Source organism: Photorhabdus sp. S10-54 (genome assembly GCF_963878145.1).
Classification (GTDB): Bacteria; Pseudomonadota; Gammaproteobacteria; order Enterobacterales; family Enterobacteriaceae; genus Photorhabdus; species Photorhabdus kayaii.
Window position 1 is genome coordinate 180,226 of sequence record NZ_CAWNXG010000002.1, and the last position, 24,337, is coordinate 204,562.

General features: G+C 41.3%; 20 protein-coding genes and 1 pseudogene. 8 read left to right on the forward strand and 13 right to left on the reverse strand.

Going from position 1 to position 24,337, the window contains the following annotated elements; genetic code table 11:
* Window positions 1-223: 223 nt before the first annotated feature.
* The 3 genes from AACQ83_RS02070 to cmoB all read left to right on the forward strand — a co-directional run bounded on the left by AACQ83_RS02070 (window position 224) and on the right by cmoB (window position 2,481).
* On the forward strand, window positions 224-619 hold the full coding sequence (locus AACQ83_RS02070) for an MAPEG family protein (RefSeq protein ID WP_112876061.1): 396 nt from the start codon (window positions 224-226) through the stop codon (window positions 617-619).
* A 135-nt stretch (window positions 620-754) separates the two neighbouring features.
* Window positions 755-1,513 (forward strand): carboxy-S-adenosyl-L-methionine synthase CmoA, encoded by a 759-nt coding sequence (gene cmoA, locus AACQ83_RS02075; RefSeq protein WP_112876062.1) that lies wholly within the window; start codon window positions 755-757, stop codon window positions 1,511-1,513.
* Window positions 1,510-2,481, forward strand: coding sequence for a tRNA 5-methoxyuridine(34)/uridine 5-oxyacetic acid(34) synthase CmoB (gene cmoB / locus AACQ83_RS02080; RefSeq protein WP_112876063.1), 972 nt, complete (start codon window positions 1,510-1,512; stop codon window positions 2,479-2,481). Before cmoA ends, cmoB begins: the two co-directional genes overlap by 4 nt.
* Before the next feature lie 38 nt (window positions 2,482-2,519).
* On the opposite strand, the gene cutC is transcribed toward cmoB, so the two are convergent.
* Window positions 2,520-3,266 carry a copper homeostasis protein CutC gene (gene cutC / locus AACQ83_RS02085; protein ID WP_112876064.1) on the reverse strand — a complete coding sequence of 249 codons (747 nt, stop codon included), beginning with the start codon at window positions 3,264-3,266 and terminating at the stop codon, window positions 2,520-2,522.
* A gap of 137 nt (window positions 3,267-3,403) precedes the next feature.
* Complete coding sequence (locus AACQ83_RS02090; protein WP_112876065.1) at window positions 3,404-3,988, reverse strand: VOC family protein; 585 nt, start codon at window positions 3,986-3,988, stop codon at window positions 3,404-3,406.
* A 648-nt stretch (window positions 3,989-4,636) separates the two neighbouring features.
* Between AACQ83_RS02090 and AACQ83_RS02100 the strand changes: the two genes are divergently transcribed.
* Window positions 4,637-5,014: a LecA/PA-IL family lectin gene (locus AACQ83_RS02100; RefSeq protein ID WP_112876066.1), complete on the forward strand. Its 378-nt coding sequence runs from the start codon at window positions 4,637-4,639 to the stop codon at window positions 5,012-5,014.
* 395 nt (window positions 5,015-5,409) lie between these two features.
* On the opposite strand, the gene AACQ83_RS02105 is transcribed toward AACQ83_RS02100, so the two are convergent.
* Together AACQ83_RS02105 and AACQ83_RS02110 are read right to left on the reverse strand one after the other, a co-directional pair.
* On the reverse strand, window positions 5,410-5,988 hold the full coding sequence (locus AACQ83_RS02105) for a YceI family protein (RefSeq protein WP_112876067.1): 579 nt from the start codon (window positions 5,986-5,988) through the stop codon (window positions 5,410-5,412).
* 26 nt (window positions 5,989-6,014) lie between these two features.
* Window positions 6,015-6,569: a cytochrome b gene (locus AACQ83_RS02110; RefSeq protein WP_112876068.1), complete on the reverse strand. Its 555-nt coding sequence runs from the start codon at window positions 6,567-6,569 to the stop codon at window positions 6,015-6,017.
* Between the two features lie 527 nt (window positions 6,570-7,096).
* Between AACQ83_RS02110 and AACQ83_RS02115 the strand changes: the two genes are divergently transcribed.
* Window positions 7,097-7,834: a cyclase family protein gene (locus AACQ83_RS02115; protein WP_112876069.1), complete on the forward strand. Its 738-nt coding sequence runs from the start codon at window positions 7,097-7,099 to the stop codon at window positions 7,832-7,834.
* Between the two features lie 352 nt (window positions 7,835-8,186).
* Window positions 8,187-9,917, forward strand: coding sequence for an arginine--tRNA ligase (argS, locus tag AACQ83_RS02120; RefSeq protein ID WP_112876070.1), 1,731 nt, complete (start codon window positions 8,187-8,189; stop codon window positions 9,915-9,917).
* Between the two features lie 219 nt (window positions 9,918-10,136).
* Here argS and AACQ83_RS02125 read toward each other — a convergent pair whose 3' ends face one another.
* From AACQ83_RS02125 to rimJ, 7 genes and pseudogenes are all read right to left on the reverse strand, one after another.
* Window positions 10,137-14,417, reverse strand: coding sequence for a non-ribosomal peptide synthetase (locus AACQ83_RS02125; protein WP_112876071.1), 4,281 nt, complete (start codon window positions 14,415-14,417; stop codon window positions 10,137-10,139).
* A gap of 14 nt (window positions 14,418-14,431) precedes the next feature.
* Window positions 14,432-14,611 (reverse strand): hypothetical protein, encoded by a 180-nt coding sequence (locus AACQ83_RS02130; protein ID WP_112876072.1) that lies wholly within the window; start codon window positions 14,609-14,611, stop codon window positions 14,432-14,434.
* A gap of 14 nt (window positions 14,612-14,625) precedes the next feature.
* Window positions 14,626-15,594: a diiron oxygenase gene (locus AACQ83_RS02135; RefSeq protein ID WP_112876073.1), complete on the reverse strand. Its 969-nt coding sequence runs from the start codon at window positions 15,592-15,594 to the stop codon at window positions 14,626-14,628.
* Window positions 15,595-15,954: 360 nt separating this feature from the next.
* Entirely contained in the window at window positions 15,955-16,203 is a 249-nt protein-coding gene (locus AACQ83_RS02140; protein ID WP_112876074.1) for a hypothetical protein, read from the reverse strand.
* 681 nt (window positions 16,204-16,884) lie between these two features.
* The gene (murJ, locus tag AACQ83_RS02145) at window positions 16,885-18,423 is read right to left on the reverse strand and encodes a murein biosynthesis integral membrane protein MurJ (RefSeq protein WP_112876075.1); all 1,539 of its coding nucleotides are present in this window, start codon (window positions 18,421-18,423) and stop codon (window positions 16,885-16,887) included.
* Window positions 18,424-18,936: 513 nt separating this feature from the next.
* A pseudogene (locus AACQ83_RS02150) lies at window positions 18,937-19,323 on the reverse strand (hypothetical protein); the annotation flags it as partial.
* A gap of 527 nt (window positions 19,324-19,850) precedes the next feature.
* Window positions 19,851-20,435, reverse strand: coding sequence for a ribosomal protein S5-alanine N-acetyltransferase (rimJ, locus tag AACQ83_RS02155; RefSeq protein WP_112876076.1), 585 nt, complete (start codon window positions 20,433-20,435; stop codon window positions 19,851-19,853).
* 187 nt (window positions 20,436-20,622) lie between these two features.
* On the opposite strand from rimJ, the gene mdtH reads away from it, so the two are divergent.
* Window positions 20,623-21,828: a multidrug efflux MFS transporter MdtH gene (mdtH, locus tag AACQ83_RS02160; protein WP_112876077.1), complete on the forward strand. Its 1,206-nt coding sequence runs from the start codon at window positions 20,623-20,625 to the stop codon at window positions 21,826-21,828.
* A 37-nt stretch (window positions 21,829-21,865) separates the two neighbouring features.
* Window positions 21,866-22,429: a lipoprotein gene (locus AACQ83_RS02165; protein WP_112876078.1), complete on the forward strand. Its 564-nt coding sequence runs from the start codon at window positions 21,866-21,868 to the stop codon at window positions 22,427-22,429.
* A 65-nt stretch (window positions 22,430-22,494) separates the two neighbouring features.
* On the opposite strand, the gene AACQ83_RS02170 is transcribed toward AACQ83_RS02165, so the two are convergent.
* Both AACQ83_RS02170 and ghrA read right to left on the reverse strand, forming a co-directional pair.
* Entirely contained in the window at window positions 22,495-23,034 is a 540-nt protein-coding gene (locus AACQ83_RS02170; RefSeq protein WP_112876079.1) for a TorD/DmsD family molecular chaperone, read from the reverse strand.
* A gap of 72 nt (window positions 23,035-23,106) precedes the next feature.
* Window positions 23,107-24,048, reverse strand: a complete 942-nt coding sequence (gene ghrA / locus AACQ83_RS02175; RefSeq protein WP_112876080.1) for a glyoxylate/hydroxypyruvate reductase GhrA — start codon at window positions 24,046-24,048, stop codon at window positions 23,107-23,109.
* Window positions 24,049-24,337: the final 289 nt, after the last annotated feature.

A 24,337-nucleotide genomic window follows, 5' to 3' on the forward strand; every position in this document is an offset into this window, starting at 1 on the left:
TTCTTGAACTTGAAAAATGTCATGAAGTGTCAAAAAAGGTCGCCATTATAATGGAAATTCTGCTCAGAGATAAGGGCAGGTAATATTCCGATGCTATACCATTGCTTGATGTCTGATAATCGGGCAATTTATTTTCAATTCCCATCTATTTATAGCGACAGTTTTATTTTTGGGGTTTATCATAACTTAATTGGCCAATTTCGGTTAGGCAATGGAGTTAAAAATGGTTAGCTCGCTTTATGTTGTGTTGGGCGCACTATTATTGATTAAGCTGTCTTTTGATGTGGTTAAGTTAAGAACACAATATCGTGTCTCATATGGAGACGGTGGTTTTTACGAATTACAAACAGCGATCCGCATCCACGGTAATGCTGTGGAATATATTCCTATCTCTATGTTATTGCTAGTCATGATGGAGATGAACGGCTCAAATGTCTGGATGATACATGTCTGTGGTTTGATTCTGCTCACCGGCAGAGTCTTGCATTATTATGGTCTGCACCACCGTGAACTCCGCTGGCGACGTTCAGGCATGGTAGCAACTTATCTCTCAATCGTATTAATGGTGATGACAAATATTTACTACTTGCCTTGGGAACAGATATTTTCTCTCTACTAATCTAATAGTACTAGCGCTGAAATAACAGGCAGCAAACTCTGCTGCCTGGAATTATTGCGCTGATTACCCTTGCAGCCTTTTTGTGAATTTCTGTTAGAATGCCACCTTCTATTTTTTCTGATAATTAATGCTGTTATGTCAAATCAAGATCCTTACCATCAAAGGGATAGCCTGTTTGCCACGCCCATTGCCAATCTGGGAGACTGGCGTTTCGATGAACGGGTAGCCGAAGTTTTCCCTGATATGATCCAACGCTCCGTGCCAGGTTATTCAAATATTGTTTCCATGATTGGTATGCTGGCCTGTCGTTTCGTGACATCAAACAGTCAAATTTATGACCTGGGTTGTTCTCTGGGCGCATCAACCTTGGCAATGCGCCGCAATATTGCCGCTGAAAACTGCAAAATTATCGCCGTTGATAATTCCCCGGCAATGGTGGAACGCTGTCGTCGCCATATCGATGCTTTCCGGGCGCAAACACCGGTTGAAGTCATTGAAGCCGATATTCTTAATATCGATATTCAAAATGCTTCGATGGTCGTACTGAATTTCACCTTACAATTCCTCAACCCGCAAGATCGACAAGGTTTACTTAACCGGATTTATCAGGGATTACGTCCGGGGGGTGTTTTAGTTTTATCAGAGAAATTCAGCTTTGAAGATCAACAGATTGGTGAGTTACTGTTTAATATGCACCACGATTTTAAGCGTGCTAACGGATATAGCGAACTGGAAATCAGCCAGAAACGCAGCATGCTTGAAAATGTCATGTTGACTGATTCTGTAGAAACACACAAATCCCGTCTCCACCAATCCGGTTTTAACCACGTTGAAGTCTGGTTTCAGTGTTTTAACTTTGGTTCACTGCTAGCGATAAAAGGAGCCGATAAATGATCGATTTCGGTAATTTTTATCAACTTATTGCAAAAAATAACCTCCAGCATTGGCTTAATTGCCTTCCTGCTCAACTGCAAGAATGGCAAAAAGCGGCCCTGCACGGTAATTTTAAACCATGGGTAAAAACCCTGGAAAACCTACCCGAAATTTCACCGACCCAATTAGATCTGAAAAATGGCGTGATCGCAGAACGCGATCCGCCCCTATCCGAAGGTGAAAAAATTTGCCTTACCAATATATTGCGAGTATTCATGCCGTGGCGCAAAGGCCCATTCTCTCTTTATAGCGTAAATATTGATACTGAATGGCGTTCAGATTGGAAGTGGGATCGGGTACTGCCCCATATTTCTCCATTAACCGGCCGGACAATTCTTGATGTTGGTTGCGGCAGTGGTTATCACCTGTGGAGGATGGTGGGTGAAGGGGCTGAACTTGCCGTTGGTATCGATCCAACTCAGCTCTTCCTCTGCCAATTTGAAGCTGTCAGAAAGTTACTTGGCAATGATCAACGTGCCCATCTTTTACCTCTGGGCATTGAACAATTACCGGCACTAGCCGCTTTCGATACGGTTTTCTCGATGGGCGTTCTCTATCACCGCCGCTCTCCTCTTGACCATCTCTGGCAATTGAAAAACCAACTGGTATCTGAGGGTGAGTTAGTACTGGAAAGTCTGGTTGTTGAAGGAGATAAACATACCTGTTTAATCCCCGGTGAACGTTATGCTCAAATGCGCAACGTCTATTTCATCCCTTCGGCAAAAATGTTAAAAATTTGGCTGGAGAAGTGCGGTTTTGTCGATGTAAAAATTGTCGATCAGGCAGTCACAACGACGGAAGAACAACGTCGTACAGATTGGATGAAAACTGAATCGCTATCTGACTTCCTCGATCCTGCGGATAGCCGTAAAACCATTGAGGGTTATCCCGCTCCTCTGCGGGCGGTACTCATCGCCCGTAAGCCCTAACTTTAAGAACTGGCCCAACAGGGCCAGTTCACAATAGATTATTCAAATAAAGTCAAACTCAGCATCCCTTTCATCACCTCTACCACGCCACCATCAACACAATAATGTGAAAACTCATCCACTTCATTATCCGCGCTCATCGTCACCCCTGCTTTGCGGTAGGTCATGGTAGAGGGCATAATCCGGCTTGCCGAACTGTGAACTTCCGTTAACCCGATATCGATAAATTTATGAATATTACTCATACGAACACCCGCACCCGCCATAATAATTGGCCCCTGACTGGCTTGATGCAGCTCTTTCAATAAGGGTAATCCCAATTCGGCATTCTGTTGCTGACCGGAAGTCAATATTCGTTTAATACCAAGTTGAGTAAGTTGATCCAATGCCACATAAGGATTAAAACACATATCAAATGCACGGTGAAAAGTGACGGCCATATTGCCAGACAGTGCCATCAATTGTTGCATACGGGGCAAATCAATATGTCCTTCTTCATCTAATACACCAAAAACGACGCCTATAAATCCCATATCACGGATCTGAGCAACATCATTTTTCATCACCTCAAAATCTGAGTGACTGTAGCAAAAATCACCACCTCTTGGACGTACAATGGGATGTACAGGAATAGTTAATTGCTCAATAGCCTGCTTCAACGTACCAAAACTCGGTGTTAATCCCCCTTCCGCCTGACTGGCGCAAAGCTCTATCCGGTCAGCACCCGCCTGTTGTGCAATTAATGCGCAACCCACGCTAAAACAACAAATTTCTAACTTTGTCATCAGAAGTTCCTTGGACACCCAGTTATTAACGAGCAATCAATGAATCTACGCGATTCAGTAGTTCAACTCACTAACTATGACACCTAATTATTGCCGATGATTTGTAGGAAATCACAAGGTCAGAATTTTTATCTGGATCACAAGGACGAAAAAGTTAATTTTGCCGACTGGTGCTCATTTTTAACAATTTCACGCAATGTAAATGGGTGAAACTTGACGGTGATCTCACCATCAGTGACAGCTAAAGTAGGATTAGGCAACCGCTCTTGTTCCCCTTTGGGTTGATTCTCTTTGACAAAAAAACCTGTCGGCAAAGGTTGCGGTAATAATGCTTTTGCTGCTGTTGATAAAAGCTCAGGTGCCACGGGCAACACCAGTTCCACATGTTCCCATCCCTGATGCAAGTAAGTTTTCTTACCAGGATAGGGCAGTTCAACACAATCGATTTGCCAATTAAGCACTATGATTGGTTGTTCTAAATCAAACAAACAGATTGGACGCCCATTAATGAGACTTTCTGACATCAAACTGCCACATTGCAAAAAACCTTTACGCCAGCGCTCGGCTACAGCGATGTCGTGACAACGCAGGGAGATATGATCGGCTTGATATTGCTCAACATCCAAATTAAGCCGCTGTTTGAACTGTGCCAATTTTTGCACAAACATTGCCAAATCAGCCACTAGATCCTGTAATTCAATAATAGAAGAAAAATGTGCCATATTATCCCAGTTAAGATGCGAAGATTAATATTCCCTTTGGCTCCTAACAGCCTAAGCGTTTTAAAGGTTTGCCGCCGTTTCAAACCTCGAATGATACTCTCGATTTGTAATAATTGAAATTTTATAGCACCAACACAAGCACTTTTTCAATAACCTTCATGAATTTTCATTACCCTATTTCACTCACAAAAAACCGCAATTAAGCGAAAAAACTTCTCTTGAAACGAGGTTTAATACCTTAACAAACAATTTATTATCCATCTTTACCACCTCACATTTAGATCTCTCAGGATTTTCTTCTCTAATTCACTCAGAGCGTCCTGTATACCTTTTTTATAAATCAACAATAATCTGATGTGTGAAACGTACACTTTGTAGTAATAAATAACTGCTCCATGCAAAAAATACTATCTATCAATAAATTACTGTAACCATTCTATTTTAACGATTCAGGACAACTATTTAAAATAAAAAACAATTATAACATTAAATTAATCATCGCTCTAAAAATTGTTATTAACGCAAGTCACAACCTATGATGTTTTTCATTGTTCCTGACATCATAAAAATATAAATTTTCTTTCAGTCAAATATGTAAACATCTTTGACAAAACTATTTCTATAAAACATAATTTCAGAGGTAATACTATGTATAATTGGTCAGGAAGTGTTCCAGCTAATGCTGAAAATGGTAAACCTACAGGACTTATTCTCAAACAAGGAGATATAATCTCTGTTGTTGCACATGGATGGGTGAAATATGGCCGTGATAATGTTGAATGGGCATCACCTGATGGCCCTGTACCTAATAATCCACAGCCCCCACAAATAGCCACACTCATCGCTAAAATCGCCAACAGAAAGTTTAAAATTGGCAATGGAGGACTCCATAAAACAGTTCCTGTAGATGGAGAATTAATACTTTTATTCAATGATATACCGGGTACTTTTGGTGATAATTCACATGAATTTCTTGTCGATGTCATAATAGAATCTCGGTATTCCCCTCTAGAGGAAATAAAATAAAAACCACGTAAGCATGTATTACCAATAAAGTAATAAACATTTTCATTGATATAATGCCAAGTGAAAAATCACATCATTTCACTTGGCAGATAAGAAAAAGACCGCATTAAACAGCAGCCTCATCATTATTATTACTGTTCTCTACAAATGGATGCTTACTATGTCTTTCTCCAAACGATATATACCCGTCATCTTTCAAGTTGCCTCTTTGTTGGCTGCACTCGCTTACCCCGGTCACCAAAAACCACATACAATCAATCAACTGCAATGAACTGTATATAAAAACAGCACTATCCATCATACCAACTGAAAAGAAGGTTTTGCCTATCAATAAAACAGGCCACGCAATGCGCAGCCCTTAATAAATTGCACTAACGAGCTAAGTCATCAGCGTATTACTTTTCCCGAACACCTTCGATAGAAATCAATAAATCCGCTTCCTGTGATTTAGGCCCTAAATCTTTTTGGAAATTAAAGTCTTTCAGTTTGATTTTGCCGTAAGCATCAAAACCTGCGCGGTAGCCACCCCACGGATCTTTACCTTCACCCAATAGTTCTGCATTCAGTACTACTGGCTTTGTCACACCATTTAAAGTCAGATCACCTGTAACAACATATTTCTCCCCCTCTTTTTTCACTTCAGTTGATGTGAATTTTGCTTCAGGGTATTTCTCTGTATTAAAGTAATCTTTACTACGCAGGTGTTTATCACGTTCGGCGTGGTTAGTGTCCAAACTGGCTATTTTGATCGTCACATTAACTTTATTTGCAGCCGGATTTTGCTCATCAAATGTGAAAGAGCCATCAAAATCTTTAAATGTCCCATATAGCCAGCTATACCCCAAATGCTGAATGCGAAATCCAATAAAGGCGTGCTGGCCGGGTATATCAATTTTATAATTGGCAGCTAATGCAGAACTTGCATTTAGTAACAATGCACCCGCAGTCAGGCCAAGTAACGTCTTCTTCAACATATTCTTCTCCATAATCGTCTTTTATATTATTCAGGACGGAAACCCAGTATCCGCTTTAAGGTTGCATCACGGTCAATAAAATGGTGTTTTAATGCTGCAACAGCATGTAATAACGATAAAATTACCACTGCCCAAGCAAGGTAAAGATGAATCATTCCGGCAGTATCCGCCTGTTCGCCCTGACCGATTAATGTGGCCGGAACAATAAACCAGTCAAAAACAGAAATCGGCTGCCCATCAGCGGTCGAAATTAAATAACCACTAATCAAAATGCCAAACAATAAGATATACAACAAAATATGCATTAAAACAGCACTGACTCTAATCAAGCGGCTATAACTGGCTAATGGCTTGGGTGGTGGAGAAATAAAACGCCAGATAACACGCACAGCCATCATGATAAACAGCAACATCCCGATGCTTTTATGAATTTCAGGTGCTTTGTGATACCACGTATCGTAATACCCTAATGTCACCATCCACAGTCCTAGCGCAAACATGCCATATACGACCAATGCAACCAGCCAATGTAAAAGGACAGATAAGTGACCAAACTGGTTGGAAGTATTCTTCCAAAGCATAACAGTTCCTTTTTTAGGTAAATGTAGACTAGCCATTTTTTGAACTAATTCAATTATGAATGATATTAATCTCTTTTTTATTAAAAATCCCAACAAATAATTTGCAAAAGATTTTCAATTTTAATCAATGAAAACCACTTAAGGAAAAAACCATTATATAACAATAAGATAGGAATACATCACATTAATGATGATGCCGAAAAATATATAATATATATTTTTTTATTATATTTGATTTTAAATTTTAACTAATGTAAAAATCAATTATCTTATTTTCTATTATTTCTTTATAATTTTCCGCTTATAAGAATCATAACCTGATGTGCTCGTATCTGACGAGTCTAACACAAGCCTCAGTAGTCAGAAATGACGAGTCCGGCCGCCTTTATTTCGTATGTTCATTACTGGAACAATAAAAGTGAATAAAACATGAGGAACATCACTATTTACGGTAAAAAATCTTACAGCATTAATCATGCAATAGTGGTAAAAATAACATCAATAAATTATCAAAAATGAGGTTTTTTATGTCAAATAGCATTTTACAAGCGCTCACTTTATTGAAGTCAAAAAAATGGGTCGATTTGACGCATAGCTTCGATAAAGATTCTCCACATTTTTTTATGCTTGATTCAGCAGAGTTTAAAACACTTTTTGATTACAAAGATGGCTTTTTTGTTCAGCAATTTTCTTTTCCCGGCCAATATGGAACTCACATTGATGCTCCCTGCCATTTTGTTCCTAATACCCGTTATGTTGATGAACTGGAATTAAAAGAATTAGTTTTACCTTTAATCGTGCTTGATCAATCAGAAAGAGCAAAACAGGACCCCAACTTTTCACTTTCTAAAGAAGATATTCTTAAATTTGAAGAAGAATATGGAATTATTGAGGCAGGTACTTTCGTTGCGCTCAGAACTGACTGGAGTAAACGCTGGCCATCTCAGGAAAAAATGGACAATAAAGATGATTCTGGCAATAACCAAATACCTGGGTGGGGAATAGATGCCCTTAAATTTTTATTTGAGGAGCGTCATATTAAAGCCATCGGACATGAAACATTTGATACCGACGCCGCTAAAGATTTTAGAAAGAATAATGCCTTGTTGGGCGAAGATTATGTATTAAAGCAAGATACTTATCAGATAGAACTTTTGGCTAATTTGGACCAAGTACCTGTACGTGGCGCAGTTATTTTCAATATTGTAGCCAAACCTAAAAAAGCCTCTGGTTTTCCTGTTCGTTCGTTTGCCATACTGCCATGACTACTCCATCCTTGTGCCGTATATTCATTACGGCATTATATACCCGTTATCTTTCAAGCTGCCTCTTTGTTGGCTGCACTCGCTCACCCCGGTCACATAGTTACCTATGCTCCCGGGGATTCACTCCCTTGCCGTCGCGATCCATCTTGAAATCCATAGGGTATAGTCACCATCATGATTTTTCGATGAAATGCGTTTTTTATCTTCGCAACTTGGCACAAAACAACAGTAAAGTGGTATGTTATGTGTTGAATATGGTATAAAACTCGCCGTTTTTTATTATGAACCATTTTGCAAAGGATATTGTTTGCTACAATATACCTATTTCTTGTTCGTCATTTAAGGTAACCAGGTGAATATTCAGGCGATTCTTTCAGAAAAAGTCAGCCAAGCGCTGATTGCAGCAGGTGCTCCAGCCGACAGCGAAGCTCACATCCGCCAATCCGCGAAAGCGCAATTTGGCGACTATCAGGCCAATGGTGTTATGGCCGCCGCGAAAAAAGTGGGTATGCCTCCCCGACAACTGGCAGAAAAAGTTGTTAACCTGCTAAATCTGCAAGGTATCGCCAGTAAAGTTGAAATCGCTGGCCCCGGCTTTATCAATATTTTCCTTGATAAGGCGTGGATTGCAGCCAATATCGAAACTGCCCTGAAAGATGAAAAGCTGGGCGTTACGCCAGCCAAACCACAAACTATTGTTGTCGATTATTCCGCCCCCAATGTTGCGAAACAGATGCACGTTGGTCATTTGCGCTCCACGATTATTGGTGATGCCGCCGTCCGTACACTTGAATTCCTCGGTCATAAGATTATCCGCGCTAACCATGTGGGTGACTGGGGAACCCAGTTCGGTATGCTAATTGCCTATTTGGAAAAAGTGCAAAACGAAAATGCCAGCGATATGGCATTGTCCGATCTGGAAGCTTTCTATCGCGAAGCCAAAAAGCATTACGATGAAGATGAAGCGTTTGCCATCCGTGCCCGTAGCTATGTCGTAAAACTACAAGGCGGTGATGAATATTGCCGTACCATGTGGCGCAAGCTAGTGGATATCACGATGGCCCAAAATCAGCAAACCTATGATCGTCTGAATGTCACGCTGACTAAAGATTCTGTCATGGGTGAAAGTCTGTACAACGATCTGCTACCCAGTATTGTCGCTGATCTGAAACAGCAAGGGTTGGCAGTGGAAAGCGATGGTGCAACCGTAGTTTACCTTGATGAGTATAAAAACAAAGAAGGTGAACCGATGGGCGTTATTATCCAGAAGAAGGATGGGGGTTATCTTTACACCACAACCGATATCGCCTGCGCAAAATACCGTTATGAAACCCTGCACGCGGACCGCGTTCTTTACTACATCGATTCCCGTCAACATCAACATTTGATGCAAGCCTGGACCATCGTTCGTAAAGCTGGTTATGTATCAGAATCCGTGTCACTGGAACACCATATGTTCGGCATGATGTTGGGCAAAGATGGCAAACCATTTAAAACTCGCGCCGGCGGTACTGTCAGATTGACCGATCTATTGGATGAAGCTATTGAACGTGCCAACACCCTTATCCGTGAAAAGAACCCGGATATGCCAGAAGATGAATTAAAAAAAGTGGTTGAAGCTGTCGGTATCGGTGCCGTGAAATACGCAGATCTCTCCAAAAGCCGTACCACAGATTACATCTTCGATTGGGATAATATGCTCGCCTTTGAAGGCAATACCGCGCCTTATATGCAATATGCTTACACCCGTGTTGCTTCCATCTTTAAACGTGCCGAAATCGATGAAAGCAGTCTGACCCTACCGGTTATCCTAAATGAAGATCGTGAACAAACATTGGCCACCCATTTGTTACAATTTGAAGAGGCCATTACCACCGTCGCCCGTGAAGGTACACCACATGTGATGTGTGCTTACCTGTACGATTTGGCTGGTCTATTCTCCTGTTTCTATGAACACTGCCAAATCCTCAATGCGGAAAGCGAAGAGTTGCGTCAAAGTCGCCTGAAACTGGCGCTCCTGACCGCTAAGACATTGAAGCAAGGTCTGAATACATTGGGTATTGAGACGGTAGAGCGGATGTAACAGGATAATCGCTGTTTTTCTGAAAAATTGGCGTGATTGGGCATATCTATTATCGCCTTATCACGCCTGTCACAATAGGCACTGCCACTCTTCATAATCCCCAACGCGACCACCACTCGCTGAGCGAATCCCGCTTGTTACAATTAATGTTCATATAAGCTACTCAGCGTCTGACGTGGATATTCAACCTGAGTGTCATTCCAACGTTGGATTGCATCATTATTGTGCTACTGATTGTGCTACTGGCAAAGCTGGAGTAGGAAAAGCCACCTGTTGCCAATCACGCTCAGCAACTAATCGAATCAATTGACAATAGCTGTCATGCATGGCCTTGATGGTATCGGCTGCAAACAGTTGTTCGACATAATCCCATTCAGCAACAAATCCTTCATCAGTTTCGTAAGCCTTATGATTCAGCCAGACCTGTGAAGTTTGGGAAATGGAATATTGCATCCCCTGATAGCTTTCATCCAACGGTAACTCAAACATGCTGGCTTTGCTATTCATCCCCAATACACTGGTTAACATAACCGGAGCAATAACGGTATTGGCTGATAGCTCTCTCTGCTGTTTCAACATACGTTGTACATCAACCCCATCAAACAGATTATGTTCAATATCCTGCAACAGTGCGCCATGAACCTGTTCAAGTTGCTGACAAATCGAAATATCCGTACGGTTTTGGTAAGCGAAGAGACTTAAGACGGTAAAATCGCCAATAATCTGATTAACCTGCGGATGAAGTGGCAAGCGATTAAACCGTGTCAAATTGAGGCAAATCTGCTCTTGTCCGGCCCAATAGCAAAGGGTTCGGCTATAAAGTTCAACAATCAACGCCGTTGGGCTAATACTGTAATGTTGACATTTATCCAATAATTTCTGCCATATCGATTGTGGAATAACGCCACTGATACGTTGGAAATGAGGTTTACCCATTACAGCAGGACGTATTGCCAAAGGCAGATTCATCTCAAGTGATATGGAGCTGGCTTTCTGTCGCCAATAATTCTCAGCTTGCGTGAACAACGCACTGTTCCGTGCCCGCTCATACTGCAAATGATAATCACGATAAGTAATATCCAGCACCGGTAACGGCAATTCTGGCTGTTGATAGAGCTGAATCCATTCTGAAAACAGAATTTCAAAGCTGGTCATATCAATGATGATCGCATCAAAGCTGATATGCAGAATGTATTTGCCTGCGTACTCACTTAACAGAATGTCGAATAACGGATAACGTTCCGGCGCATAAACTTTATGTGAAAATTGTTCGCGCAGTGCCATAAATTCGGTATCCGTTGTGATCTGCCGATATGAGATATTGTAGTAAGGCACACTGTTTAAATAACGCTGTTCACCATTTTCAAATATCGTGCATAACGAAGGATGACGTGAAATAAGTTGGTTGAATGTCAGTTCTAAATGCCGATGATCCAATTGTCCAAAGACAAATTCACTGTAGATATGGGTTGATACCTCACTCAGTTCAAAACTCTTGAAGCGACCCAAATAGTAAGTTTGTTGAACATTATTCAGTGGGAACGGATGATAACGGTGTTCCAAATCAGTACGTTTAATCAGGTAATCCCGATACATGAATTCGCCACGGCCCACCTCCACTAACGGAACTAAGCGAGAGATCATTTTCTGCTGGAAAATATCTCTAATTTTCAGATTACAATTCAACTCACTATTTATCTGATTAACCAGATGAATCGCTGATAAGCTACTTCCTCCCAAACTAAAAAAGTCGTCAGTAATGCCAATTTGGGTTTGCCCATCCCCTAATACCTGACTAAAGATCCGACACAATATCCGCTGGCACTCCGTGTAAGGCGCAACATAGTGTTGCTGCTCATGTAACTGAATAGCTGGCAGCGCTTTGCGATCCACCTTGCCGTTGGCATTTAACGGAATATTTGCCAGGAACATATAGGTACTGGGCAACATATAATCAGGCAGTAACGGCGCGAAAAAATCTGTCAGCAGTTGGCGATCCAAAGGCGCATTAGCCTGATAATAAGCAGCAAGGAAAGGTTCCCCGCCCGGAGTAACGGATTGCTGTAAAGCCACCACCGCACGCTGGATACCCGGATATTGCTGTAATACCGACTCTATTTCCCCCAATTCAATCCGGTGCCCACGCAATTTAATCTGATTGTCAACCCGACTGATATATTCCAGATTACCGCAAGGTAAATAACGAACCCGATCACCGGTTTTATACATAATTGGCCCAGGCCAGTTTTTCCCTGTGCAATAGAATGGATTAGGTATAAATTGACTACGGGTCAACTGTGGATTACCAAAATACCCACGTGCCACACCGGCCCCTGAAATATGCAGCTCACCAATCACACCAGGAGGAACCGGACGACCTGACTCATCTAAAACATAACACTGGGTATTAGCTATCGGTTTACCGATTAGCACCTGTGACTGTTCAACATTCAATAAGCAACCCGTTGACCAGACACACGTTTCCGTCGGGCCATACATATTCCATGTCTGAATGGTCATCTTCGCTAACCGCCGTGCCAAATCATTGGAGACCGCTTCCCCGCCACATATCGCCCGAACTGGCAGAAATTGCCCATCCATCTGTAAAATAATCTGTTGCCAGAATGAAGGAGTTCCTTGCATCAAGCTGACACGGTACGTTTCCAGATAATGTTTTAGCCTATTCGTTTCGAGTAATTGACGTTGATCCGCTAATACCACGGTGGCGCCAAACATTAGCGGCATAAAAATTTCCAATTTGCATATATCAAACGCCAACGTCGTGATAGCCAAAAAGCGATCCTGAGCTGTCAATGCAATACGCCGCTGCACATCATTAAACACATTCAGAAGATTGCCGTGTTCGATGGCGACACCTTTCGGCTTACCCGTTGTACCGGAAGTATAGGTAACATAGGCTAAATCATGAGGTTGCACTGTTAATTCAGGGTTGCTGGTCGGTTCATCAGAGAAAATATCACTGCCCGCCTGACTATTGAGATATAAATGCTGCACGCCCTGAGGTAAAAAACCTGTAGGAACAGGCTGCGAAGTGAGTAGCAACACCGGTTGGGCGTCTTCAAGAATCGAATAAGTTCTGATCGCCGGTGACTGGGTATCAATGGGAACGTAAGCGCATCCCAATTTAAGTATCGCCAACAATGCGACGAACAAATCGGCTTCACGGGACATCATGATCGCCACCCGATCACCAATTTCCAGACAATAGTGCCGCATCATATAGCTCGCAAGCTGATTGGCTCGCTGATTCAGTTCGCCGTAACTCATCGCAACTTGTTCAGTCAATACCGCCGGATGGTCTGGCGCCAAATTGACTTGCTGTTCAAACAGCGCGGGGATGGTGGTGTGCGGATAATCGCATTGTGTTTGATTATTCTGATAATAATAACGTTGCAACAAGTTTTCCGGTAACTGCGCCAATGCCATAAAACTGACTTTTCCCTGCTTAAAATCAGGCAAGCGACGCATAAATTCGGCAATATAATCGGCAACCGCACTGAAAAAAGGTATCCCCTGACGGAAGTTCAGCGTCAAGCTTTGGCTAACACTGTGCCAATTCAGACTCAGATTAAGATTCTCTTGGTCCCAATTCGGCTGGCAATCCACAAACACCGCGACACCCGGTACAGGCAGTGCAGATGAAACGCTTAAAGGATCATAAAAGGGGTTATCCAATTCACCGGACCAAAGGCAATCTATCTCATTTCGCAAACCGACATATTTCTCAACACCTGTTAGTAACTGATAGTGATTCAACCAACGCTGATCATGATTCCAATCGAAACTGTAAAGTGCAGAGCGGCGGGCATTAAATAAGAACTGTAGCAACAACGCCAATAACGCAACATCTTCCTGTTGGAAAATCCCCGTAACCGGCAATGTGACAATTTCTCTTTCACTTTGCTCAAGGTTAATTTCATCTTGCAGAACAAAACAGGTGTAATGTTGGCTCTGCTCGGCAAACACCCATTGCCGGTTACGCATCTGTTCCTGCGCCTGATACCATAGCGATATATCATTTTTACTGGGATACCACTGGGGTGTATGCTCCAAATCGTAACGGCAAAAAGTAATCAAACCGTCAATAAAAAGTTCCGCCAACAATTCATGAGCCTGTACTGATCGATGCGCTTCCCAAGCCAATTTTTTTTCTGCCAATATCTGCCAGCTTCCACCATGCTCACCCACAACCTGAAATAAAGCGGCCTCTTCTTGGTTAAAAGCCACTAACTTAATCGCAGTCGCCGCAGAAATCGCGGGCATCATGCCGTAACAAAACTCGCAATCAATAGCATAATCTGCAATATGCTCATGTGAAATCAGCATGAAATTATGCTTAAATGCGGCTTGCCAGGCTGCTTGCTGCTCTACATCATCGGCTACTACATAAACAAAGTGTCCCGCGTCCAATAGATAACGGACAACATGAGAGCTTAGCTGATCCAAATGAGCGCCAGTGAGTATGTTAAGTATTCTCATAACGTATCACTCCCTCACCGAGCTGACATGATGAGGCTTAACGGCAACCAGAACAGGTACCCCCCATTTTCGTTATAATTAACTTCCTGTATCAAAATTAAGCTTTGACGATTAATCAAACGGGTTTTAATTTCTTTTACCACACTCTTGAGTTCTGCCATTGATACGGTTTGATGAGACATTACATTACTCATTTCCTCGGCTCCTCTCATGAAATAACCCATCCGATATTTTCAAAACCACGCCGAACCGCTTGATGTTCAAGCACCCCCGCTCTCTTTAATGCCAATAAAACATTTTTTACAATAGGGACATCGGGCGTTACCTCAAATCCCTGATATATTCGCTGTACTGACTTCTCACTATAAGCCCGATCATTCGTAATACTGCTTAGGAGTTCGGTATTAAACTGTTTCTCTGATTCAATATTAAGATAAAGTTTAACGAAGTCAGCAATATGCTGACCAATTCCATAAGTTTCATCATCACTCATATGATGCCAGGTATATTGTAATAATTCATGGAAATATAGATAATGCCTGGATTCATCATTCATGTGGTCATTAACATAATATTTTATTGAAGGATGAACATTTTCACTGTTGAAAAACTCCACCAACTCTTTCACCAGCGTTGTTTCAAAAATACAGACTGCAATTATTTCAAACAAATCATGGTAACGAGGAGAAAGACGCGACATTATCTCTGAAACCGCAACATAAGCATCTGATATAGGATAAGATAACTCTTTTATATCAGGAAATTTAGCTTTCAACTGGTTCATCATATTTCTGGCAATATAAACATGATAATATTCATCAATCACAATCGTATAAGCATTGATTTTCATCTGCTCATGATATTTCACTGATAAATCATTATAGATGATTTTATTACAGGCTGAATTAATGAGTTTAATTTCAAGATTAATAATATCATTCAAATATTTAAAAAATGCTTGTATCAAAATCTCATTTTTAACTTCATAACTAATATGTTGTAAACTCTCATCAAGTAACAAAGGCTGTTTTTCTTCAGGAAAGAAAAAACCGGGTATATCAAAGTCAATATACTTCTCTGGCCGGGTTCTTATTGAAGCCCGTTGTTCCCATTTAGCGGTATAAGAGGACAATAATCCCCCTTTTGACAATACATTGCCAATCAGTTCTGAACTCATGTGTCGTTCCTTATTTTAGGATAAAGCTGCTCCTCAATGTACATTCCAGTATCTGAACACTATTCATGCCCATTATTTTGACAATAATGGTCTACACATCAATAACGCCTACTGGAATAAGCTCTCGATGTTATATAAGGTAAGATATTCACCCCAACTTAATAGAGAATACTATTCATAATTCATACCAACGGCTCCGTTAATTTCCATAATTAAAAAGACTAAGACTGATTACCCCTGATAAAACAATCTACAGAGAAAAAATTGACAAGTTGAGAGTGGTTAGCAACCTATTTCATTAGGTGACGTTATCTACCCATTTTCCTCCTATGTTACCCAGAAATTTTAACATCATCTATCTCATAATTTCCTATTTTCACCCATAGGAACATTGATTAATAATAACATAAATATCAATATGATAGATAAAGAAACATACAATTCAGTTTCTAAAGAATTAGAGATAACAATCTGCTGAATAACCCCGCCAGCAACACTAAAATTAACTGTCTTATCAGCAAAGCCAATAACAGGTCTATCAACTTCGACATCTCCAAGCAGTAAAGAGATATTTGAGATTATTGATGATGAGAAAAATTTATAACACATAGTTCCATATATTCCTTAGAAATAGTTTACTAGTATTACAAATATCTAATTAATATCACATAACGAATATAGTCTATATGATAACTATGTTCCAGAACAGCATTCCTTATAATATTTATAGAAGAAATACGACCTGACACACATAATTAATTTTTCAATAAAATACTATTCAATCGAGTGACTATAATAGTCTAGTTACCACTGATTTATAAAAACTTATAACAATTAAATATATTACTTTTCATTCATAAATCGGATAAAAAAATCAAATTGAACAATTGAGCATGTCAATAATTTCAACACAGAGAAATATAAATATAGCAAAATAACTTACCTGACAGATATAAATAACCAATAGATATATACCCGTTATCTTTCAAGTTGCCCTTTGTTGGCTGCACTCGCTCACCCCGATCACATAGTTAGCTATGCTCCCAAGGATTCACTCCCTTGCCGTCGCGATGCATCTTGAAATCCATTGGGTAAGTAAATTTTATAAAAATCATTAATAAATGTATTATTTGAGCAAACAAATAAAATAATCCCTATCTGCCATTCAATGTTTTCCCTAAAATACGCCTATATTATCTCACCAATATAACACTCATTAGCTGATATCCCGGTAACCTCAGAAAACTCAAGCTCAGCCTAAGCTAGCAATAACTACCGGGATATCTCAATTTATTGAAAACCGCGGTGGGCAAAATCTTTTAGCCGAAAACCCATCAGCGCTAACGCAGCAAAATAGCTGCTGGCCCCGGCGATAACCACCACCATCAATCGCAACAGGCGCATAGCCATATTCCCCTGCTCCCATGCTGGCATCAACCACAAAGTAACAGCCAATATTGCAATCATTACTGCAATTGCCACTACCAGCTTAAATAAGAACATACCCCAACCTGCTAACGGCTTAAAAATATTTTTCTTACGTAATTGCCAGTAAAGCATGCCAGCATTGAAACAAGATGCCAAACCGATAGAAAGGGCCAACCCGGCGTGTTTTAATGGGCCAACAAAAGCAAGGTTCATTAGCTGAGTCAGAATCAAAGTGACAATCGCAATTTTTACCGGGGTTTTAATATCTCGACGAGAATAAAAACCCGGTACCAGCACCTTGACAATAATTAGCCCCATCAATCCAAAACAGTAAGCAATTAACGCTTTTTGGGTCATTACTGCATCAAATGCCGTAAAATTACCGTATTGAAACAGAGAAACTATTAAAGGTTCTGCCAGCATACCTAAAGCAACAGCACAAGGCAGTGCTAACAAAAAACAGAGCCTCAGTCCCCAATCCATTAATTTGGTGTACTCCTCATGATTTCCGCTGGAAAAACTTTTCGCCAGTGAAGGCAAAAGAATAGTCCCAAGCGCAACACCTAATACACCAGAAGGTAATTCCATTAAACGGTCAGCGTAATACATCCAGGAGACAGAACCGGACACCAGAAATGAAGCGAAAATCGTATTAATAATTAATGAAATCTGGCCGACTGACACCCCAAGAAGTGCTGGTCCCATCTGCCGCATCACCCGCCATACGCCGCTGTCACGGAAAGAAATACGCGGTAACACCAGCATGCCAATCTTTTTTAAATGAGGAAGCTGATATAAGAGCTGTAAAATTCCTCCTACAACCACCGCCCAACCCAACGCCATCACCGGCGGATTACAATAAGGGGCAACAAATAACGCAAACACAATCATGCTGATATTAAGTAACGTCGGAGCGAAGGCAGGAACAGAAAATCGATTCCAGGTATTTAATATCGCGCCTACCAACGAGGCCAGTGATATCAGAAAAATATAGGGGAAAGTAATTCTTAACAGATTTGTTGTCAGCGTAAATTTATCAGCGGTATCGGTAAAACCTGGTGCAGTAACATAGATCACCCAAGGTGCGCTTAAAATCCCCAGCACAGTAACAATTGCCAGAATTAACGTCAACATCCCGGAAACATAAGCAATAAACGTCCGAGTCTCTTCATCACCTTGCTGGTTCTTATATTCTGCCAAAATAGGCACAAATGCCTGAGAAAAAGCGCCTTCGGCAAAAATACGACGCAGTAAATTAGGCAGTTTAAACGCAACAAAAAAAGCGTCCGCTGCAACACCGGCCCCAAATATGCGGGCAATAATGGCATCCCGGATAAAGCCCAAAACCCGAGAGAACATGGTCATAGAGCTAACCGCAGCCAGCGATTTCAATAAATTCATCGTATTTATCTCAAAATCATGTTAGTTGATTTCCGAACTGCCTGTACGACAGTGCAAAAATGGAAAATGAATTATACACGACTGAGATACTTGTAAGCTGTCTATACTTTTTAAACCACCTGTATGCTAGTACAAAAAAAACCAAATTACACCATCTTAATCCAGCTTGCTAAACTACCTATACCCAATGGATTTCAAGATGCATCGCGACGGCAAGGGAGTGAATCCCCGGGAGCATAGGTAACGATGTGACCGGGGTGAGTGAGTGCCGCCAACAAAGAGGCAACTTGAAAGATAACGGGTATATACCTACCAGATTGTCCAACTGGGTATTTTGACTTAACCTAACGGTGTTACCTGTTTATTAGAGTCTAATATCTTATTAGGGTCTACCGCCTTATTAGGGTCTAACATCAAAATAATTGTATTTGTTACTTGATTCTGCGATGACCCAGCATTCACTGGTTTCTGAGGCAATTCAGTACTCACTGGTTTCTGAGGTAACTGAGCATTTACTACTTTTGGATGCAGCGTATACATCCCGCCATTAAATGGATCAACTAAGAGCCAACCAATTAAACTACCAAATATAAAATTACCCCCAATGTACCAACCATTGGCGCTCGCCTTAATTGGTAACGTTACAGACTCAGAATTCTCTTTAGTAAAAGTAACCAGATAGTCTTTTTTACCAAAATAACTTCCATCTGACTTTTCTAAAATCACATCCTGAGGCGTTTTCCCTTGAGCAACAACCCTACCTAATTCATCTTTGATAGAGAATGTGGACCCTGATGGATTACTATCAACCTGAACATGCTGAGTTTTATCACCCACAATCGTAGCGCAACCGCTAGTAAACATTACAGCAGCCAAGGACAAGGCAGCAATATTATTCATGGTTAATTATTCACTTTGTTAACAAAAGCGGCGAGTATACATAAATTCATGCTTATGCACTAGAAATCATTAACCTTTATAAGCCGCCAGTGCAACATTGTATTTGGCCTAGATGATGGCACCTTGCAACTAGCCTTATTACAAAAACCACTTTAAAAAGCGCAACAACCGAAGTCAGTGCGTCAAATAAGTCAACTCATTGAAGCTTACTCATTTCTAAACTGCCTGTGCGGCAGTGTACCGTCGTGGTTCAAGTTGGCAACGAACTATCAATTTCTAAGCTGCCTGTACGGCAGTGAACTGTTACATATTAACTTTAAGCTACTGACAGTTAAAGCATATATTAATAAAACAATGAAAAAACCCTTTTTTCAAGAGAACCAATATTTCCTTTAAAATCAATAAATTAAAATTGAGCACAAAAAAAGGGTCAAAATAAGGTATAGGCTTGGCAGATTTTCAACAGTAATTTAATTCATCATTACCAACTTGTTTTACTCTCATTAGGTGGTAATACAGCTCAACAATCAACTTTTTCCACTCCATTTTTCATCTGTCAATGCGGTTAATACGTGATCCTGCCAAACTCCATTGATCATCAGGTATTTCTTGGCATAGCCTTCACGCTCAAAACCCAATCGTTCCAATAACTTCCCACTACGATGATTATCCGGCATATAATTAGCCATAATCCGATGCATCCCCTGTTGACGTTGCATATAACGGATAGCGGGTTGTAAAGCTTCATACATCAACCCTTTTCCCTGCCACTTTTCACCAAGCGAATATCCCAAATAACAGGCATGAAAAGCACCACGCAGAATATTACTGAAATTGGCAACACCAATAACTTCACTCTCATTTGAATCAAGCAGCAGAAAATGAAAAGCCACCCCCTGTCTTTGCATTTCTATGATTAAATTCAATCGATTTATCCAACCGGAAGGCTGACAATGACTGCTATCTCTGGTCGGCTCCCAAGGTTTAAGAAACTCGTAATTTTCTGAATAGTACTCAGCCAAACGATAAGTATCCCGCTCGTACACTAAACGCACCACCATTCGTTCCGTGATCAGACGAACTTTCGGTAAAGTGGAACGATAACCAAACATTATTTCTCCCTAGCTATGTTAATTTATCCGTTAAAAATTTAAACCATTTATCTGTAAAAAACAGCTTCCAGTCATTACCTTACGACAAAAAAATATTATCCATGATTCACTATCCTAATGTCCGAATTAAGTACAGAATATATAAAGAACTATATTTCCTCTCTTCTTACTACTCCAATGGTGAGCAATGTCACTGGTTTCACAAGCACGTAGCCTGGGTAAGTACTTCCTGTTATTCGATAACATGCTGGTCGTTCTGGGTTTCTTCGTCGTTTTTCCTTTAATATCAATACATTTCGTTGAGCAACTGGGTTGGGCGGCGCTGGTTGTCGGTTTTGCGCTTGGTTTACGTCAGTTTGTACAACAAGGTTTAGGCATTTTTGGTGGCGCAATTGCAGACCGTTTTGGCGCGAAGCCGATGATCGTCACCGGCATGCTGTTACGCGCTCTTGGTTTTGCTTTAATCGCTTTAGCCACCGAACCGTGGATACTGTGGCTTGCCTGCATATTATCCGCACTGGGGGGGACCTTATTTGATCCTCCCCGGACCGCACTGGTCATCAAACTAACCCGACCACACGAGCGTGGCCGTTTCTTCTCGCTGCTGTTAATGCAGGATAGCGCCGGCGCGGTTATTGGCGCACTGATTGGTAGCTGGCTGCTGCAATACGATTTCCAACTTGTCTGCTGGACAGGTGCCGGTGTTTTCGTTCTGGCAGCCATCTGGAATGCATTATTTCTCCCTGCCTACCGGATTTCTACTACCCGCACTCCCATCTGGGAAGGGATGGAGCGCGTTATTAAAGATCGTCGCTTCTTCACCTATGTGTTGACGTTGACCGGCTACTTTATGCTGTCTGTCCAGGTGATGTTAATGTTCCCGATTATCGTCAACGAAATCGCCGGAACACCCGCTGCGGTAAAATGGATGTACGCAATTGAAGCAACCCTATCGCTCACTTTGCTGTATCCGATCGCCCGTTGGAGCGAAAAACGATTCCGGCTAGAACAGCGTCTAATGGCCGGGCTTTTCCTGATGAGCCTGAGTATGTTCCCTGTCGGTTTGATTGGTGAAATAAATACCTTGTTTGGCCTTATTTGCCTGTTCTATCTCGGCACCATCACCGCTGAACCTGCCCGTGAGACATTAAGTGCTTCACTAGCTGATCCACGCGCGCGTGGTAGTTATATGGGATTCAGCCGTCTTGGTCTGGCATTGGGTGGTGCCTTGGGTTATACCGGCGGTGGTTGGTTATATGATACCGGCCATGCGCTGAACATTCCGCAATTGCCTTGGTTTCTGCTTGGGATTATTGGCTTGATAACGCTGTATGCCCTGCACCGTCAATTTAACCAACGTAAAATTGAATCTGCCATGCTGAGTGGCAATTAATGAGGTAAAATCTGCCCTCCAAAATAAAGGAGTCGATATGAGAAAATTTTTCTTGGGGGCAGTCTTGCTGCTAGCGGGGTTAATCAGTGGTTGTGATCAGTTCAAAGATGTCAGTATCAGCGAAGAGTTAATTAATGGTTATCTAGCAAAACACGTCCATTACCAGAAACAGATCGAATTACATGGTATTGCCAATGCGGATATTGAATTGACAGAACTATCCAGCCAAATTGGTCGAACAGAACCAAACAAAATAGCGTTAACTGGCCGTGCAAACGTAAATATTACATCCTTGCTTGGCCCAGCTAAAGCCGATATGAAACTCACCCTGAAAGCACAACCTGTTTTTGAGCAGGAAAAAGAGGCTATTTTTCTGAAAGAATTAGAAGTCGTTGATTACCAAATCACACCGGAAAAAATGGAAAAACCGATTAACGCATTACTTCCTTATCTGAATAAATCACTCAGTGCTTTCTTTGATATTCATCCTATTTATGTAATAAAAGCAGATCATAGTAAAGCTGAAGCCGCAGCTAAAACATTAGCAAAAAGGTTAGAAGTGAAACCTGGCAAATTAGTTATTATGCTGACCGATAAATAATTTTCATCAAAATATAGTAAAAAGGCAAATAATTCGACATTATTTGCCTTTTTATCATTTAAAAATTAAGAATCCAGTTCTTCTCTTAACGCCTGTAACGCTTCACGGGTAATCATTGCTAATGTCCGGTAGAAACCGGTTATTGCATGGGCTTCCACTTTCCCCAGAAATTGCCCACACCATGGCAGCAAATATTCATCAAACAGCACAATTTGCCCCTGAACCTCATCTTCTGCTGCCTGATCTTCCAGCCATGAAGCCCCTAATAACAGAGAACCAAACTGATCGACTGGCCCATCGGACAATGGCATTCCTCGTTCAGTCAAAAATTGACGAATATCGTTTTCATTCTCCCCGGTATAGTCAGAACGGCGGCCTGGTACGCTAGCATTATCGCCATAAAACAGTGCCACATAATCAGCTTGCATTGCGGATAGATCGCAGCTTTGTTGCAAGCGATCCAACAATGCATCTTGCTCCAATGGCCATGATTGCTTCAATTTACCTTCGACAATCATCGTCAGAAGTGGTTTCAGAATCGGGTCTTGCGGTTGACGATTAAATAAAGTCCCTAAAATACGGCAGACTATTGAAAATTCATTCATCTCAGTTTCCAAATAAATAGCAATTTTGCCGTTATTGTCTCCAATAGCCGCCCCTATTGTAAAGAGACGTTATTAATACCCTAGTTTTATATCCACAACGCCGGTTGATAATTCCCCTTGTTCAATTCGTCGAATATTTTCACTAATCGTATCCATAGCAATATCGGGAATAGTAATAGCCGCAATATGTGGCGTCACCGTTATACGGGGGTGAGTCCAGAATGGGTGCATCTCTGGTAGCGGTTCCTCAACAAACACATCCAATGAAGCCCCGGCGATATAACCTTTATCAATCGCCACCAACAGATCATATTCTACTAAATGGGCACCTCGTGCGATATTAATCAGATATGACTTTGGTTTTAGCTGGCTAAACAGCGATAAATTCAGAATAGCACGGGTTTTTGGTGTATCGGGCAGCAAATTGATAAGCACCTTGCTACCGGAGAGAAAATCGCCCAATTGATCTTCACCGTGAAAGCTAACTACGTTATTAACCTGTTTTGGAGTACGGCTCCAACAACGCACAATAAAGCCCCATTCAACTAACGCCTGTGCAACACGGCTGCCCAGAACACCGGCGCCCAACACACCCACAACAAAATCCTTACGATCATGAGGTTCGAGTTGTTTCCACATCCTCTGCCCTTGTTGCAGCTTATACTCATCCATGCGTCGCAAATAATGTAAAACCGTTGCTACCGCATACTCCTGCATTTGCAGCCCCATGCCTGCATCTTCAAGCCGCATCAGTGGCACACCGGCGGGTAACATCCCTGGTTTTTGCTGTTCCTGCTTTAAAATCGCCTCTACTCCTGCTCCTAAAATAAAAATCCCCTTCAATCCAGAGCGATTTTCCAACATCTCATAGGGGGGAGCCCAAACCATTGCATAATCCGCATGCTTATTATCGCCGCGTTTCCATTGGCGGATATTGACATTGGGCAATCGTTGCTGCATGCCTTGAATCCATTGAGCAGCATCAAAAAAGGGGTGGTAAAAGATAATATCCACGATTAGTTATCCTCATCTTATTTTTTCACAAGGGTTATCTGATTGAGTGTAGGTTGCAAGTCCCTTTGTTAATCATCGTTACGAAAATTTTGAGAATGTTAAGTAGTTAACGAATTCATTTTTTTCTTATCAAAGGACTTGTACATTTTCTATTTCAGCGGCATCAGGTGGATATCAATTCACCGAATTGACTCTTATTTAGCTAACCAATCAAAAAACCAAAGAAAAATATCAGAAGAGTGTTGACGCTTGTAACGCTTTTCCCTATAGTAGCGCCCCGTTGCAGCGA

Bases quoted from the DNA above. Each gene is read 5' to 3' on its own strand.
- AACQ83_RS02135 (WP_112876073.1), bottom strand. From the start codon at position 15,594: ATGAGTTCAGAACTGATTGGCAATGTATTGTCAAAAGGGGGATTATTG.
- rimJ (WP_112876076.1), bottom strand. From the start codon at position 20,435: ATGTTTGGTTATCGTTCCACTTTACCGAAAGTTCGTCTGATCACGGAA.
- AACQ83_RS02105 (WP_112876067.1), bottom strand. From the start codon at position 5,988: ATGTTGAAGAAGACGTTACTTGGCCTGACTGCGGGTGCATTGTTACTA.
- mdtH (WP_112876077.1), top strand. From the start codon at position 20,623: ATGTCACTGGTTTCACAAGCACGTAGCCTGGGTAAGTACTTCCTGTTA.
- cutC (WP_112876064.1), bottom strand. From the start codon at position 3,266: ATGACAAAGTTAGAAATTTGTTGTTTTAGCGTGGGTTGCGCATTAATT.
- AACQ83_RS02140 (WP_112876074.1), bottom strand. From the start codon at position 16,203: ATGTGTTATAAATTTTTCTCATCATCAATAATCTCAAATATCTCTTTA.
- murJ (WP_112876075.1), bottom strand. From the start codon at position 18,423: ATGAATTTATTGAAATCGCTGGCTGCGGTTAGCTCTATGACCATGTTC.
- AACQ83_RS02115 (WP_112876069.1), top strand. From the start codon at position 7,097: ATGTCAAATAGCATTTTACAAGCGCTCACTTTATTGAAGTCAAAAAAA.
- AACQ83_RS02110 (WP_112876068.1), bottom strand. From the start codon at position 6,569: ATGCTTTGGAAGAATACTTCCAACCAGTTTGGTCACTTATCTGTCCTT.
- AACQ83_RS02070 (WP_112876061.1), top strand. From the start codon at position 224: ATGGTTAGCTCGCTTTATGTTGTGTTGGGCGCACTATTATTGATTAAG.
- AACQ83_RS02125 (WP_112876071.1), bottom strand. From the start codon at position 14,417: ATGAGAATACTTAACATACTCACTGGCGCTCATTTGGATCAGCTAAGC.
- AACQ83_RS02090 (WP_112876065.1), bottom strand. From the start codon at position 3,988: ATGGCACATTTTTCTTCTATTATTGAATTACAGGATCTAGTGGCTGAT.
- cmoB (WP_112876063.1), top strand. From the start codon at position 1,510: ATGATCGATTTCGGTAATTTTTATCAACTTATTGCAAAAAATAACCTC.
- cmoA (WP_112876062.1), top strand. From the start codon at position 755: ATGTCAAATCAAGATCCTTACCATCAAAGGGATAGCCTGTTTGCCACG.
- AACQ83_RS02170 (WP_112876079.1), bottom strand. From the start codon at position 23,034: ATGAATGAATTTTCAATAGTCTGCCGTATTTTAGGGACTTTATTTAAT.
- AACQ83_RS02130 (WP_112876072.1), bottom strand. From the start codon at position 14,611: ATGAGTAATGTAATGTCTCATCAAACCGTATCAATGGCAGAACTCAAG.
- AACQ83_RS02165 (WP_112876078.1), top strand. From the start codon at position 21,866: ATGAGAAAATTTTTCTTGGGGGCAGTCTTGCTGCTAGCGGGGTTAATC.
- AACQ83_RS02100 (WP_112876066.1), top strand. From the start codon at position 4,637: ATGTATAATTGGTCAGGAAGTGTTCCAGCTAATGCTGAAAATGGTAAA.